Genomic DNA, 13,399 nt, shown 5'->3' on the forward strand with positions numbered 1-13,399 from the left:
CTGTCTTCTGGACGCGCTGCGGGTGCTGTTGCGTTCGAATGCGTACTCCAGCCGGAGGTGTCTGTTTGACCAGTGCTCTCGCTGCAAAACAACCCGCCAACAGGGCGGAATTCGGGGAAGAGGGGACCCCGTCCTTGGCTCGGCCTTTGCCTGGAAACCAGCATGAGACCCGTTCATTGTTGGCGAATACGCTCATCATGTATGGGCGAACACTTCTGACGATGTCCGTTTCCCTCTATTCCTCACGCATCGTTCTGGCCGAGCTCGGAGCTGTGGACTACGGGATCTACTTCGCGGTTGCCGGCGTCACTCTCGTCATTGCTTTTCTGAACTCGGCCTTGGCAACCAGTACCCAGCGTCATCTGAGTGTCGGCCTTGCGCAGGGGGACATGGCACAATTGCGCTCGGTATTCAGCGCATCATTGCAAATTCACGCAGCAATCGCACTGGCCATTCTCCTCGCTTCGCAGACCTTTGGGCTGTGGTTCCTGCACAACCATATGGTCATCCCACCGGAGCGCGTGCAGGCTGGTAGTTGGGCATTGAAATGTGCAGCCCTGTCCGTCGCCTTGACGGTGTTTCAAGTTCCGTACAACGCGCTCTTGACCGCGACTGAACGATTTTCCGTTTTTGCAGCATTCGATATTGCGCACGCTCTTCTGAAGCTTTTCGTCGCATTCGCTCTGTTCTTGCCGCTGGGCGACCGGTTGGAGGTCTTCGCATCCTTATTAGTGGGAGCGACCTGCGTCATCTTTGTTGCGAAGGTTGGCTATTGCCTCTGGGCTTTCGAGGGCAGTCGGTATCGGCCTTGCGCGGATCTCAGCATTCTTCGCCGTCTCGCTACCTTCGCTGGATGGAGCCTTGTTGAGGGGTTCTCCCTGATTCTGAACATTCACGGTTTCGGGTTGCTGCTGAACCTCCATTTCGGGCCAGTGGTCAACGCTTCACAGGGCATTGCCACACAACTCGTCAACGCGACTTCGACGTTGGCCTCGAATCTGCAGCTCACGGCGAGCCCGCGCATTATGAAATCGTTCTTCACGCAGGATGTGGCTTCTTTCCAGATCCTCATCGAGCGAAATGCCAAGGCGGCCTATTTCCTCATGCTTGTGCTGGTGGTGCCTGTTGCATTGCAAGCCAATGCAGTCCTGACGTTGTGGCTGGGCACGGTTCCCGACCATGCCGTCGGCCTGGTGCGCTTGCTCCTGCTTGTCGGCCTGGTGAACAGCATGTCATCTCCCCTGGTATCCGCCATCCAGGCGACAGGCCGGATTCGGAGGTACCAACTGATCGTCGGCGGGCTCCTGCTGACCTCGGTGCCCATCGGCGCTCTGCTCCTTTCGTTCGGGGCAGGACCTCTTTCGATTTATTGGTTTCTGCTGCTGCTTTCCGCTGTTGCCCTTGCAATTAGAGTGCAGATGGCTCGGCACCTGGTCGGGCTTGTGCCAGGCAAATTCGCCACCGACGTCCTTTGGCCAGCGATACTGGTGACCGCACTATCCTTCGCGTCGGGCGAGTTGCTGAGCATGGCTCTGGCCGGCCTATGGTTGGGTGAGATCTGCAGTATTGCTGGTACAGCCGTGATCACCGCCGGCCTGATTTACGTCTTCGGATTCTCGGACTCGGAACGCCTCTGGCTGGGGGCTACGGTCACCAGCCGGTTCCAACATGTTGCGAGGCGGCGCACATGAGCGATGTCCTGCTGCACAGTCTCGGCATGACCTGCAGTCCGTCCGGTTCGGCTAGATCGGCGATCTCTGTCGCCATGGCAACATTCAACGGTGTCCAGTACCTGGGCCAGCAACTTGGTAGCCTTTTTCGGCAAGCCCGTCTTCCAACGACCTGGGCCGCCTTGCGCCGTGCAAAGAGGGCATTCAGCGCGCTCTTCAATCGCGACCACTCGCGGATGAGCCGTGGTGTCCTGAGTGTCCTTCGTGACTATAGGGGGATCTGGTGAACACGCATGTTTCATTCACCTCCTCCTCAGGTTCCTTCGGAGAGTTCCTGGAAGATCTGGCCGCTCTTGGCGTCGCGCCCGTGTCGGATGGCGGCCTGCCCTATGGGCTCCTGAAAGCGCGAACCAATGATCGCTGGTGGGTGATCCCCATCAGCGGCGGGCGGCCATCGGCAGCCGCAATGGCGATGTTCCAGCCTGTGTCTCTCGCAGCCACCATCATCAAAGCCGGGGTAACTACTGCGGCTCGACTGGGCGTTTCCAGCGGTTGGAGCGCGGGCCGTTTACGCTTTGGCGCCCTTCCAAATTTGCCGGGGAAGCAGCCAGCAGGGCTGGCGCATTGCGCGTATTTTACGGGAACCGCCGGGCCTCACCGCAAGACTGCGATCCAGCTGATGGCGGAGGATGGCGATATTCTCGGTTACGCCAAGGTCAGCCGCAGACCGCTGGTGAAGCCGTATCTGGCTCGTGAGGCGGAGATGTTGCGGCGCATCGGTCGCCTTGCGCTGGCGACCGCCGACACGCCCGCGGTCCTGGCCTTCGATCCCGGCAGTGCGGTGCGGCCAAGCGTGCTTGTCACCGACAGTCGGAAAACAATTGGCGCCAAAAGCAGCGTCCGTCCGGGTGGGGCCCATCTCCGTTTCCTGAGTGAGCTGGCGTCGCGAACGCGCAGCAATGGGGTTCATCGCGCGTTCGAGAGCGTGCCGTCTTTGGCGAACGAGACCCGGTTGCCTGCAGCCTGGACCAGACGTTTGCTGTCCGGTGCAGCGAGAGCGTCCCGTTTTGTCGATAGGCTTCCGGTCGCCTTAGCGCATGGGGATTTTACACCCTGGAACTGCATCATGCTTGAGCCTCGGCTCTATGTCTTCGATTGGGAATACGCAGCCGACGATTTGCCGCTTGGCTATGATCTCGTTCACTACCTGCTGGCAACAGGCCATGGCGCCGATCCGGCAGACGTTATCTCGGACCTGAACCAGCGCGTTGGGGCGCTTTTTTCCGATCTGCATCCGGAGACCGTCCGGACCTGCGTGCTCGTCTCGCTGCTCCTTCATGCCGCCTTCTACCTGCGGCGGCAGCTGGACTATGCCGGAAGCATTGATGGCTGGACGGATGGTGATCGGCGCGGTCGCCTGATCGATGCTTGCCTTCATCAGTGGTGGACAACAGCATGCTGAAGCTGGGCGTTGTCATCCTCACTTACAACAGTGACCGCGACCTGCCGGTATGCCTTGATGGGATCCTGTCACAGCAAGGCGTGGCTGTGGACATCATTGTCGTCGACAACGGATCTCATAGTGCCAGCCGCGCACGCATGCGCCAGGACGTTCGGGACGCCCTCCCGGATGTCTGGGAGCTTCGCGCCGGCGTCGATATTCCCTCTGGCTACCGGCACGGTGACGGGCTCTTCGTGTTGAACGATCGCAATGCCGGTTACTCCGCAGGCAACAATATCGGCGCGCGCCTTGCCGTGTCGCTCGGTTGCGAGGCTGTTCTCATCGTCAATCCGGACATCCGTATCGACGACCGCGACTACCTTTTGACACTGGCCAAGACCCTCTTTCGATCGGATCGGAATGCGGTTGCTGCCTCCGCCATCTGGAGCCTCGCTGGTGTCAACGAAAACCCCATGTTCGAGCCGGGCTTTGTCAGGGAAATTCTATCCCCGGTCTTCATGCTTCTCGCCGGCCTGTCGCGAAGACGCTTTGGCGGCAATCCGAAGCCGGGTCGACCGACGGGCAATGACAAGTTGAGCGGATGCTGCTTCCTGGTTCGCAGCACGTTCCTGGAGCGCATCGGCTATTTCGACGAGAACGTCTTCCTCTACTGCGAAGAGGCGATTCTTGCAGAGCAGGTTCGGCGGGCGGGTCTGAATTCCGTCTACACCGGAGAGATCTCGGCTGTTCACGCGCATCGTACCGCCGAGAAAGGCGATCCCGTGCGCCGCCTGTCCCTTTGGGCGCAAAGCCGCAGATATTATCACGCGCGGTATCGCGGTACGGGCAGGGCATCCCTGGTGGCCTTGCGAATCTCCTATGGGGTGATGCTTGCAATGGCCCGGATGCGTGCCTGGGTGCAGGGGGGCTTCCGATGAGCGAAGTCTTCTCCCCGCGTTCTGGCAGGCAGCTGGCCATGCCCGCTTGGGCTGGTGCACGCCCGATGCGGGCCACGCCGCATTGGTTGGTCGCAAGGGTTCTGCTCGTCTCCTTCGGCACAGCCATCTCACTGTTCGTTCTAGGAGATCAGCGCAACGTGTTGGTCATTCTCGTAGCGGCTCTCGCTCTGCCGACCATCATCGTTTTGCGGTTGCCGCTGGAGCGCGATTTCGGCTCGTCTGCGGCGGCGATTGCATACCTCATCGTTGTCGAACTCGCTCACGGTGGCACCACCAACATCACCAGCCTCGGATATACTGGGATGTTCGCGCTCTCATACATCGCCTTTGCCGGGACGCTTGAGAGCGGCTTCGTCAATCGCGAACGATTGATCGAACTTCTGCGCCAGCTGGTCTTCGCCTTCGCTGCCGTTTCCGTGGTGCAGATGCTTTGCTCGTTGGCGGGCCTGCCGATCCTGAACGGCATGTTGTCCAAGGGCGCGTGGAGCTACAACTCTCTTGCCGTGGAGCCATCCCATGCGGCGCGCGCGCTGTCTTTCACCATGCTTTCCTATCTCATCCTCGCGCGGCGTGGCGCTCCGACCCTGAGCTTCAGCGAACTTTGGCAGCGGGAGACATGGGTTCTGGTCGCCTTTTCCGTGAGTCAGGCGCTGACAGGCAGCTCGCTTGCTGTCGCGCTTCTGCCTCTGACCATCGTCCTTGCGCTGAGACTGCGGTGGATCGTCGGATGCACCCTGCTGTTGATCATGACCTGGCCCATCCTCCAATCCGTCGAGCTGGAATCCGTCCATCGTCTCGTTGGCTTCCTCACGGCCTTGCCGACGATGGACATCATGGCGCTGGTCCAGGCGGACCAGAGCGGCGCAGTGCGCGTTATGCCATTGATCCTCTTCCTGCAGTCGGCAAGTCTGGATGACCCGTCCGTCTGGTTGGGAGGCGGATACCAGATCGTCACCCAGTATGTTCAAGGACGTCTGGTGGGGGTGAGCGAAGATGCGGCCATGGCCGGCTTCATTCCCGGTTACATCATGATTGCCGGCATCATCGGTACGACCCTGTTTCTCCGCGCCTATCTGCTTCGCTTCACCAATCTTCAGACACTGCCTCTGATCCTCCTCTGGGGACCGGTTCTCGGCAACTCCGCATGGAACAGCCAGATCTTCTGGTACAGCCTGCTTCTGCTACGGGCCGTTCATCACTTCGCCAAGGCATCCCCGACAGACAGCTTTGCTTTTGTCCGAGGAGGCCCCCGATGAAGGTCCTCATCTCAGCCTATGCCTGTGAAACCGGTCGCGGCAGCGAAGGGGAGATCGCGTGGAGGCTCGTTCTTGAGCTTGCCAAGCGCCATGAAATTTCGGTGATCACCCGCGCCAATCTGCGCCCCATCCACGAAGAGGCCTTCCGACGCTATGGTCGGCCGCCCAACCTTGAGTTCATTTACTTCGATCTCCCTTGGATCTTCCGTTTCTACAAGAAGGGCAGGCGGTTCTTCCTGCTCTACTACTACCTGTGGCAGGTCGGATCGGGTTTGCTTGCCAGGCGTTTGCAGAGGGCAACAGCATACGATCTCTGCCATCACCTGACGGGCGGCATGGACTGGATGCCGGCAGGGCTGGCGCTTGCTCAAGGCCCCTTCCTGTGGGGTCCGGTCGGAAGCGAGGACACCCATCCTGTCCTTCGTCGAAGGCTATCAGCGACATCCCGGCTGAAGGATCGGCTGCGGGTGATTGCTCGCTATGCGATGCGGTATCTGGATCCGCTGGTGTTGATATCAGGGCGGAGAGCCGACCGGATACTGTCGCACACGCCGGAAACCATGCCGCGACACCTGGCGGGCAAAATGCTGCCTTTCACCCAGACCGGGATCGAGGAAACACCGTCCATGGTGCAGCCGAAGGCCGATCTGTCGCGGGGAGGGGAACTGCGCCTTCTGTTCGCCGGTGAATTCAAAGACTGGAAAGGTGCACTCCTTGCGCTTCAGGCAGCCCTGCGGTTTTTCGAAAACGACCCTTCCGCTCGATTGACGATGGTGGGTGATGGCCCGTTGCGCTCCGAAATCGCCCGGATGGTTGCAGCGCATCCCCAGGGCGATCGGGTGGTGATTACGGGCCGTCTCGACATGGCGGGATTGGTTCAGGCGCTCAATCGCAGCGACGTCTTCCTCTATCCCTCATTCCATCACGGACTGTCGACTGTCGTGCTGCAGGCCATGCTGACAGGGTTGCCAGTCGTTTGCTTGGAGGGTGACGCCACCGGCCGCACGGTAAAGCAGGAGGCCGGCATCACGGTGGCTCTCCGACATGATCGGGATCCGGTTGCCGACCTTGCCGCTGCCATTCGGCGGCTCGCCCTTGATGAAACCTACAGACAGTCACTGGCTCGATCGGCACAGACGATCGCCCGGAAGCGCCACGCTTATGCTGCGCTCGCATCGTTCATGGACCAAATATACCAAGATACCGGGAGCCGCTCTTGACCGATTTTTTGAATAGAAAACAGGCGCTGGAGGTGACGATAGTTGTATGTTGCTACAACGCGGAACGCACCATCACCAGAACCTTGGAGTCGCTACGCCAGCAAACTTATCCAGTTCAAGAAATCCTCGTCATCGACGACGCTTCGAGTGATCGTTCGTACGAACTCGTGCGAGACTACGCGGCCACATTCAGAAGTGTGCGGGTGTTGCGGAATTCGCGAAATAGAGGACCCGCATTCTGCCGGCAACTTGGTTTGGAAGAGGCCCACAGTGAGTGCATTCTGTTTTTTGATGCCGATGATATTGCCAAGCCAAGGCTGTTGGAGAGGCAGGCAAGAATACTCGAATCGGATCCGTCGTTGTTGGGGGTGGGCTGCTATGCACACTACTTCGAATCTGAGGCAGATGTACCAAAGAGCTTGGGGCTATTGAAGGTTGGGCCCACCAATCGCGCGGCCGCTCTCAAACAATTCCAGCAAAACAAACTCGTATTCATGACGGTGGTGACGCTTATCTGGCGTCGTGACGCATTAGCCGTTGGAGGATACCGGCAGGACCTGCTGCCGAATTCCAAGGGTCTCCGCTACGAGGACTATGCCGAGGATCTCGACCTGTGGTGCCGTATGGCCGACCTCGGCGCGAGCGGTCGACATTTCATCACGATCCCGGAACCACTTTTCTTCTACCGCAAGCCTGCGGGCTCTCTGTCGACGCGCAATGTGGCGGTCATGCAGCTCAAGATGCGCTGGATCAAGGACTGCATGATCCGCCGACGCAAGGGGCTCGGCGAGCGTCGACTTGCAGAGTTCCTCGCATCGCGAACGCTTTTTCAGCGGTTGTCAGATCGGCGCTCGGATCTCGCGGCGGCTTTCTACAAAAGGGCCGGCTTCGCCCATGCGAGCCGCCGCTACCTCAGGATGGGCGTCCTCCTCGGCCTCGTCGCAGTCACCTCGCCGAAGCTCATCCTGCAGAAACTCAAGACACAGTCGGTGCAGTCATGACTTCGATCCCGTTACCCGTACGCGTGCCGACGCCCCAGACCGATTTGCTCGTGCGGCTGTTTTTCGATCTCAGCATCGCCGGCATCGACCATGCGGTCATGCGAAACCATGAGCAGCTTCCTTGTGAGCTTGGCGCGCGGGACCTCGATATTGTCGTCCATCCGAAGCACCTCAATGAGGCGGTTCGTGTCGTCGCGCGTCTTGGGCGAGACTTCGGATATCTCTTTGCCAATTCCTATGCCGATGAGCGGTTGACGCAGCTTGCGCTGGTGAAACGGACACCGAGCGGCATCCTCGGCCTGCAGATCGACTTCTTTACCTGCAGCCAGGTCTATGGCGTCGAGCTGCTTTCAGCTGAAGAGATGCTGCAGAACTTGCGTTGGCACAATCACATCCCTGTCGTCTCCGAGCGGGTGATGCTGCTGGACAAATGGCTGTTCCACCTTGCGGTCGGCAAGCCGCTGCATCCCAAATACGATACGGCGTTTGCGGCTATCGTCAGCCGCAATTGGTCTGCTCTCCTGGATAAGCTCATCCCCCTCGTCGGTTATGGCGAGGCACGCCGGCAGTTGGATACCATCCGGTCAGGGCATGCCTCTTCCATTGCCGTGCTGCCGCCTCGTCAGCGGCGTCGGATGGTGTTCAGAGCCTGGAAGACGCAACGCGCGGGTGCGCATCTTCTGTTACCACGGTTTACGCTGCATCGTTTGCTGAACCGCGCAAGACCACATGGTTTCTGGCTTTCGATCAGCGGTCCCGATGGTGCGGGCAAAACGACGGTAATCGAACTTGTTCTCGCCGAACTGGCTCGGGTCTTTGGTGGAGATGCGCTGGCCCACAGGGGGCATTTCAGGCCGTCCGTTCTGCCGCGCATTGCTGAACTGGCCAAGGCAACCGGTGCAGTGCAGGTGGTGGATGCCGACTACGCGCGGCCGCATCGCAGCCCTGCTTCCGGTTTCCTCGGGTCTCTGGCCAGGCTCTCTTACTATGTCGCTGATTATGTCCATGGCTATTTCCGCCTCGTCCGGCCAGCGCTTATCGACCGTCGGATCGTCCTGTTCGATCGCTATTATCACGATGTGATTGCCGATCCCGGTCGCAGCCGTATTCGCCTGCCCCAGTGGCTGCTACGTGCTTTCGCCCGGGTCATCCCACTGCCGACCTACAGCTTCTTCATCAGCGTTAGGCCCGAGGTTGCGCATGCACGCAAGCAAGAACTGACGCTCGGCCAGATCACCCAACTCAACCTGGCATATGGCTACCTGGTTCAACGCGGCGCCATGACGGAAGTGCCCAACAACGGGCTTGCCGAAGAAGCGGCCGCCGCGATTGTCGACCATATTTTCGCCGACCGCGACAGGGTCGCGAGATCGAAGTTGCGGGTGGCGGTGCGATGATCGTCTTTTGCCACCTGCTCAACGACAATTCCGGCAGCCCGCGCGTGTTGCTCAGCGCCATCGAAGCGTTGGCGCCTTCGAACGAGGGGAGCCTGCTTTATGTCGGCTCCGCCGGCAGTGGTCTGCTGGACAACGCCAACGTCACGATGCGACGCTATGGGTATCGTCGCAGCCGCTTCCGTCTTTTGACACTGGCGTCGCTGATCGGTAGCCAGTTTCGCCTCTTTCGCATGCTGGGGAAATCCAGGGACATTGCTCCGGATGCGATCATCTATGTGAACACACTCTTGCCTGTCGGCGCGGCGTTTTGGGCATGGGCGAAGAAGCGGCGTCTGGTGTGGCACCTGCACGAAGTGTCGCTGTCGCCAGCCCCGCTGCGGTGGCTCTTGAAAGCTGCGGCCACACGCTTTGCGGATCTCCTGATCTACGTGTCGGAAGATCATCGCAGCCGGCTGCCCACTGATCCCGACCGATCGGTCGTAATCCCGAACCCGGTGTCGCCTTCGCTGCAGTCCAAGGGGCGGGACACGCCGTTCTGGCCTCGCCGCAGCGGCCTGTTTCGGGTTCTGATGCTTGCATCGCCGCGTGACTTCAAGGGCGTTCCCGAATTCATCAATCTCGCCGGCATGCTGCTCTGGCGGGACGATATCGCGTTCGATCTCGTCCTAAATGCCAAGAGCGACGAGATCGCACAGTACCTGAAGGACATTCAGATTCCGTCCAACCTGCGGATCTATCCGAAGGTCAACAATCCTGCGCGCTTCTATGCGTTGGCCGATCTCGTCGTGAACCTGTCTCGGGTCGACCTCTGTGTTGAAACCTTCGGGCTTACCATCACCGAGGCTTTCTCCTTTGGGATTCCGGTGATTGCACCGCCCGTCGGCGGGCCGGCCGAGATCGTCAGTGATGGCGAAGACGGATTTCTAATCGATTCACGGCAACTGGCTGATCTCACGGAGTGCGTCTGCCGCCTCGCCAGTGACCCGACATTGTGTCTGGAGCTGTCGTCAGCGGCCCGCCGGAAAGCTGATCGCTACAGCCAGGCCAATTTTGCGGTTCTGCTGAAGGATCACCTCAGTCGCCTCCAGAAGAGGGAGATCCGCGCATGAAGGCGGCAATCCTCGGCACGGTGGGCGTGCCCGGTCGCTATGGCGGCTTCGAAACGCTTGCGGAAAACCTTGTACGCCAACATCAGGCACGCGGTTCGGGGACGGATCTTGCCGTCTACTGCAGCGCCCCGGCCTATGATGTGCAGCCATCGAACTATCTTGGTGCCAGCCTCTATTATTCGCGCTGGAAGGCGAACGGTCTTCAGAGCGTGCTCTACGATGCGACCACGCTTCTTCAGTGCGTCTGGCGCGGCTGTGATGTCGTGTTGCTTCTCGGCGTTTCGGGAGCCTCGATCCTGCCTGTGATCAGGCTCGTTTCGCGCATGCGGATCGTCACCAATGTCGATGGGATAGAGTGGCGAAGGGACAAGTGGAAAGGCTTTGCCCGCCACTTCCTGCGCTTCTCCGAATGGATGGCTGTCCGCTTCTCGCATGAGGTCGTCGCAGACAATCAGGGTATCGCGGATTACCTGAGTGATACCTATGGCATCAGCCCGAAGGTTATCGCTTATGGCGGCGATCACGCCGTCAACCTGCCGTCTGATGCAGGCTCTGCCGTGCGTTCCCTCCCTTGTTCGCCTGGCTACGCGCTGGCGCTCTGCCGCATCGAGCCGGAAAACAACATCGACATGATCCTGCAGGCCTTCGCCTCCAGTCAGCGTAATCTCGTCTTTGTCGGTAACTGGGATAGCAGCGACTACGGACGCCGGTTGCGGAGCAAATATGCTGCTTGTGCCAATCTGCATCTCCTCGATCCGATCTACGATCCGGATGAGCTCTATCGCGTCCGGATCGCTGCGAGCTTTTACGTACACGGGCATTCGGCCGGGGGCACAAATCCCTCGCTGGTCGAAATGATGCATTTCGGACTGCCGGTGGTCGCTTTCGACTGTGTCTACAACAGGCATACGACCGAAGGCCGGGCAGACTATTTCCGCTCCTCTCTCGATCTCAGCGCCCTGGTTGCAGGCGAAATACGTGCCGATGCCGGGGCGCGGATGAAGGAAATTGCCGACAGGAAATACCGCTGGAGCATCGTGGCGGACCAGTACTTCGAGATGCTTTCTGCTCAGCGGCAGACCAGTGCGACCCTTTTGACAGTCAATCAAGGAAAACAACAATGAATGGTCATTTCAAGACATCCGCAGCGTTCTGCTTGATAGCGATCACCTCCTTGGGACTGGACGCGCCGCCTGATGCGGTTCCACCTTCCATTTGTGGTTGCCGCGCGCCGCTGGCATCGACAGCGATTCTTCGGGAAGTTACGGGCAAGGTCTTCGTTTCCCAGGCCGAAGGCATGCGGCCGGCGCGGGCAGACATGGAAGTCCCTTTGCCGGGACGCCTGCTCACCGGACCGTCGTCGGCGACGATCCTCAAGATCGGCAACACCTGCACGCTCTCGGTATCGGAGAAGCAACTGATCCGTATCGAGGACGAGCATGGGTCCTGGTGTGTCCGCGCTGAAGCTGCCCGCGCAGCCGGACCGACGCAACCGGCTCCACAGTCACCGGTGCCCATCAGCGTCCTCAGTGTTCTGGCCGGCGGCAAAGTGATGATTTCGATCGCCCGGAAAGACGAGCGGGTCAGCCGTTGATAGCCGCGCGCTCCGGCATGTGTTCAGCGCAGGTGGCAATTTCCAGCAAGGACGAGTCAAAGCATGATTGACCTCCACTCGCATATCCTCTTCGGCCTCGACGATGGCGCAAGCGAGCTCGACATCTCCATCGAGATGGCCCGTATCGCTGTGGCGGACGGCATCACCCACATGGCCTGCACGCCGCATGTCCAAGAGGGTGTCTATCCGAATGATTGGGCGACCATCCGTCCGGTGCTCGAGGTCCTGCAACAGGCGCTGCGCGAACTGCGTATTCCGCTCACGCTGTTTTGTGGAGCTGAAGCCCATCTCGCCTGGGATTTGCCCGAGAGGCTTCTCCGGGGCGATATCCCGACACTCAATGACTCGCGTTATTTCCTGCTTGAGCTTCCTCATCTCGTGGTTCCGCCGAGGCTGCACGATTTCGTTCTACGCCTGAAGGACGCCGGCTTCATTCCCGTCATTACCCACCCGGAAAGGCTCAGCTGGGCGGAGCGCCGCCCGGAGCTTCTCGTCAAGATCGCGGAGCTTGGTTGCCCGCTGCAACTGACGGCGGACTCGCTTCTGGGGCGGTTCGGCATGACCGCGCAGGCGCAGGCTGCGGGCTTTGTCGATGCCGGCCTCCTCGTCTTCGTGGCAAGTGATGCCCATAGCCCACGCGCTCGTGCCCCGCGCATGTCAGCCGCCATGAAGCTGGTTGCCAGCCGATGGGGGGAGGAGACAGCACAGCGCATGTTCGTCGAGATCCCCCAGATCATTCTTTCAGACGGAATGCTTCCGGATGCTGCGCGTCAGCACCTCATTCCACGCCGACCCATGACCTCAGGGAGCGGCGTCGGTCGGCTCCTCACGCTTTTGCGGGCAGGGCTCTAAGATGCTGACGATTTCCCGCCTCCTTCTCGCAACATTCCTGTCGGTCGGGTTGCTCGCGCTTGCATCGTGCGGCAGTTCAGGTTCACCCGTGGCCACATCCCCGGGGCAGGCTGAAACAGCGTCCGGAGATCTGCAACTTGTTCGGGCTTTGCCCGCGCCGGTCAACACGGCCGGTGGCATTGATCAGCCTCTTCTTCCGGGCGACGTGCTCACCATCGATGTGTTCCAAGCGGAACAGCTCAGTCGAACCGTACAAATCGATTCCCGCGGCGCCTTTTCTCTGCCTTTGGTCGGCCCGGTGAATGCGGCGGGCAAGGGCATTCGTGCGCTCGAACTGGAACTCGAGCAACTGTATGGCGCGCGGTACCTGCAGAACCCCGAGGTGTCGATCTTCCTGAAGGAGTCGTCGGGCCAACGGGTCACGGTCGATGGCGAGGTGGCGAAGGCGGGGTTGTATCCCGTTTCACCCGGCACGACGCTTCTCGACGCGATCGCTCTCGCCGGTGGTTTGAGGGAGATTGCCGATCAGCGCAAGGTCTACGTGTATCGCGCATTTGGCGAGCGAAAGCTGGTCGCCAACTACGATGTCGGCACAATTCGCGACGGGCATGCGGAGAACCCGCGCATCTATGGCGGCGACGTCGTCGTCGTCTTCAGGTCGCAGAGCCTAGTTGCAATCAACAGCCTCAAAGAAGCGCTCGGCCTCTCGGCCCGGGTCGCAACGGGAATTGCTGCAATTCCCTGAGCTCCTCGCCTTGGCAATTTAGGAATGGATTGAAGATGTTCGATAGAAATCAGCCGGCTGCCGCGGGGGATCCCTACCATCCGATGACGCCTCCCTCGGATGCGTTTTATGCAGGTTACCAACGGGGGCGGGAT

12 protein-coding genes are annotated in these 13,399 nt (G+C 60.0%); all 12 read left to right on the plus strand.

The genetic code is table 11. From position 1 onward, the window contains the following. Positions 1 to 65: 65 nt before the first annotated feature. The 12 genes from DFO46_RS19600 (at position 66) to DFO46_RS19660 (ending at position 13,265) form a co-directional block, all read left to right on the plus strand. Positions 66 to 1,691, plus strand: coding sequence for a hypothetical protein (locus DFO46_RS19600; RefSeq protein WP_210210643.1), 1,626 nt, complete (start codon positions 66 to 68; stop codon positions 1,689 to 1,691). 262 nt (positions 1,692 to 1,953) lie between these two features. After that, positions 1,954 to 3,132 (plus strand): phosphotransferase, encoded by a 1,179-nt coding sequence (locus DFO46_RS19610; protein WP_120278703.1) that lies wholly within the window; start codon positions 1,954 to 1,956, stop codon positions 3,130 to 3,132. Next, on the plus strand, positions 3,126 to 4,049 hold the full coding sequence (locus DFO46_RS19615) for a glycosyltransferase family 2 protein (RefSeq protein ID WP_120278704.1): 924 nt from the start codon (positions 3,126 to 3,128) through the stop codon (positions 4,047 to 4,049). Before DFO46_RS19610 ends, DFO46_RS19615 begins: the two co-directional genes overlap by 7 nt. Beyond that, positions 4,046 to 5,326, plus strand: coding sequence for a hypothetical protein (locus DFO46_RS19620; RefSeq protein WP_120278706.1), 1,281 nt, complete (start codon positions 4,046 to 4,048; stop codon positions 5,324 to 5,326). The genes DFO46_RS19615 and DFO46_RS19620 overlap by 4 nt, the downstream gene beginning before the upstream one ends. Next, positions 5,323 to 6,546: a glycosyltransferase family 4 protein gene (locus tag DFO46_RS19625; protein WP_183041966.1), complete on the plus strand. Its 1,224-nt coding sequence runs from the start codon at positions 5,323 to 5,325 to the stop codon at positions 6,544 to 6,546. The genes DFO46_RS19620 and DFO46_RS19625 overlap by 4 nt, the downstream gene beginning before the upstream one ends. Continuing rightward, positions 6,543 to 7,547, plus strand: a complete 1,005-nt coding sequence (locus DFO46_RS19630; RefSeq protein ID WP_183041967.1) for a glycosyltransferase family 2 protein — start codon at positions 6,543 to 6,545, stop codon at positions 7,545 to 7,547. Before DFO46_RS19625 ends, DFO46_RS19630 begins: the two co-directional genes overlap by 4 nt. Then, positions 7,544 to 8,944: a hypothetical protein gene (locus DFO46_RS19635; RefSeq protein ID WP_120278711.1), complete on the plus strand. Its 1,401-nt coding sequence runs from the start codon at positions 7,544 to 7,546 to the stop codon at positions 8,942 to 8,944. Before DFO46_RS19630 ends, DFO46_RS19635 begins: the two co-directional genes overlap by 4 nt. Next, positions 8,941 to 10,053, plus strand: coding sequence for a glycosyltransferase family 4 protein (locus DFO46_RS19640; protein WP_120278712.1), 1,113 nt, complete (start codon positions 8,941 to 8,943; stop codon positions 10,051 to 10,053). The genes DFO46_RS19635 and DFO46_RS19640 overlap by 4 nt, the downstream gene beginning before the upstream one ends. Then, positions 10,050 to 11,177, plus strand: coding sequence for a DUF1972 domain-containing protein (locus DFO46_RS19645; protein ID WP_120278713.1), 1,128 nt, complete (start codon positions 10,050 to 10,052; stop codon positions 11,175 to 11,177). Before DFO46_RS19640 ends, DFO46_RS19645 begins: the two co-directional genes overlap by 4 nt. Beyond that, on the plus strand, positions 11,174 to 11,647 hold the full coding sequence (locus tag DFO46_RS19650; protein ID WP_120278714.1) for a hypothetical protein: 474 nt from the start codon (positions 11,174 to 11,176) through the stop codon (positions 11,645 to 11,647). Before DFO46_RS19645 ends, DFO46_RS19650 begins: the two co-directional genes overlap by 4 nt. 63 nt (positions 11,648 to 11,710) lie before the next feature. Next, the gene (locus tag DFO46_RS19655; protein WP_120278716.1) at positions 11,711 to 12,520 is read left to right on the plus strand and encodes a CpsB/CapC family capsule biosynthesis tyrosine phosphatase; all 810 of its coding nucleotides are present in this window, start codon (positions 11,711 to 11,713) and stop codon (positions 12,518 to 12,520) included. Position 12,521: 1 nt separating this feature from the next. Further along, positions 12,522 to 13,265, plus strand: a complete 744-nt coding sequence (locus DFO46_RS19660; RefSeq protein WP_120278718.1) for a polysaccharide biosynthesis/export family protein — start codon at positions 12,522 to 12,524, stop codon at positions 13,263 to 13,265. Positions 13,266 to 13,399 lie beyond the last annotated feature (134 nt).

This window comes from Rhizobium sp. AG855 (genome assembly GCF_003610655.1).
Lineage (GTDB): Bacteria > Pseudomonadota > Alphaproteobacteria > Rhizobiales > Rhizobiaceae > Allorhizobium > Allorhizobium wuzhouense.

What these genes read in the sequence shown, in the direction of transcription:
- DFO46_RS19620 (WP_120278706.1), top strand. Translation starts at nt 4,046, where the DNA reads ATGAGCGAAGTCTTCTCCCCGCGTTCTGGCAGGCAGCTGGCCATGCCC.
- DFO46_RS19660 (WP_120278718.1), top strand. Translation starts at nt 12,522, where the DNA reads ATGCTGACGATTTCCCGCCTCCTTCTCGCAACATTCCTGTCGGTCGGG.
- DFO46_RS19635 (WP_120278711.1), top strand. Translation starts at nt 7,544, where the DNA reads ATGACTTCGATCCCGTTACCCGTACGCGTGCCGACGCCCCAGACCGAT.
- DFO46_RS19650 (WP_120278714.1), top strand. Translation starts at nt 11,174, where the DNA reads ATGAATGGTCATTTCAAGACATCCGCAGCGTTCTGCTTGATAGCGATC.
- DFO46_RS19615 (WP_120278704.1), top strand. Translation starts at nt 3,126, where the DNA reads ATGCTGAAGCTGGGCGTTGTCATCCTCACTTACAACAGTGACCGCGAC.
- DFO46_RS19655 (WP_120278716.1), top strand. Translation starts at nt 11,711, where the DNA reads ATGATTGACCTCCACTCGCATATCCTCTTCGGCCTCGACGATGGCGCA.
- DFO46_RS19640 (WP_120278712.1), top strand. Translation starts at nt 8,941, where the DNA reads ATGATCGTCTTTTGCCACCTGCTCAACGACAATTCCGGCAGCCCGCGC.
- DFO46_RS19645 (WP_120278713.1), top strand. Translation starts at nt 10,050, where the DNA reads ATGAAGGCGGCAATCCTCGGCACGGTGGGCGTGCCCGGTCGCTATGGC.
- DFO46_RS19625 (WP_183041966.1), top strand. Translation starts at nt 5,323, where the DNA reads ATGAAGGTCCTCATCTCAGCCTATGCCTGTGAAACCGGTCGCGGCAGC.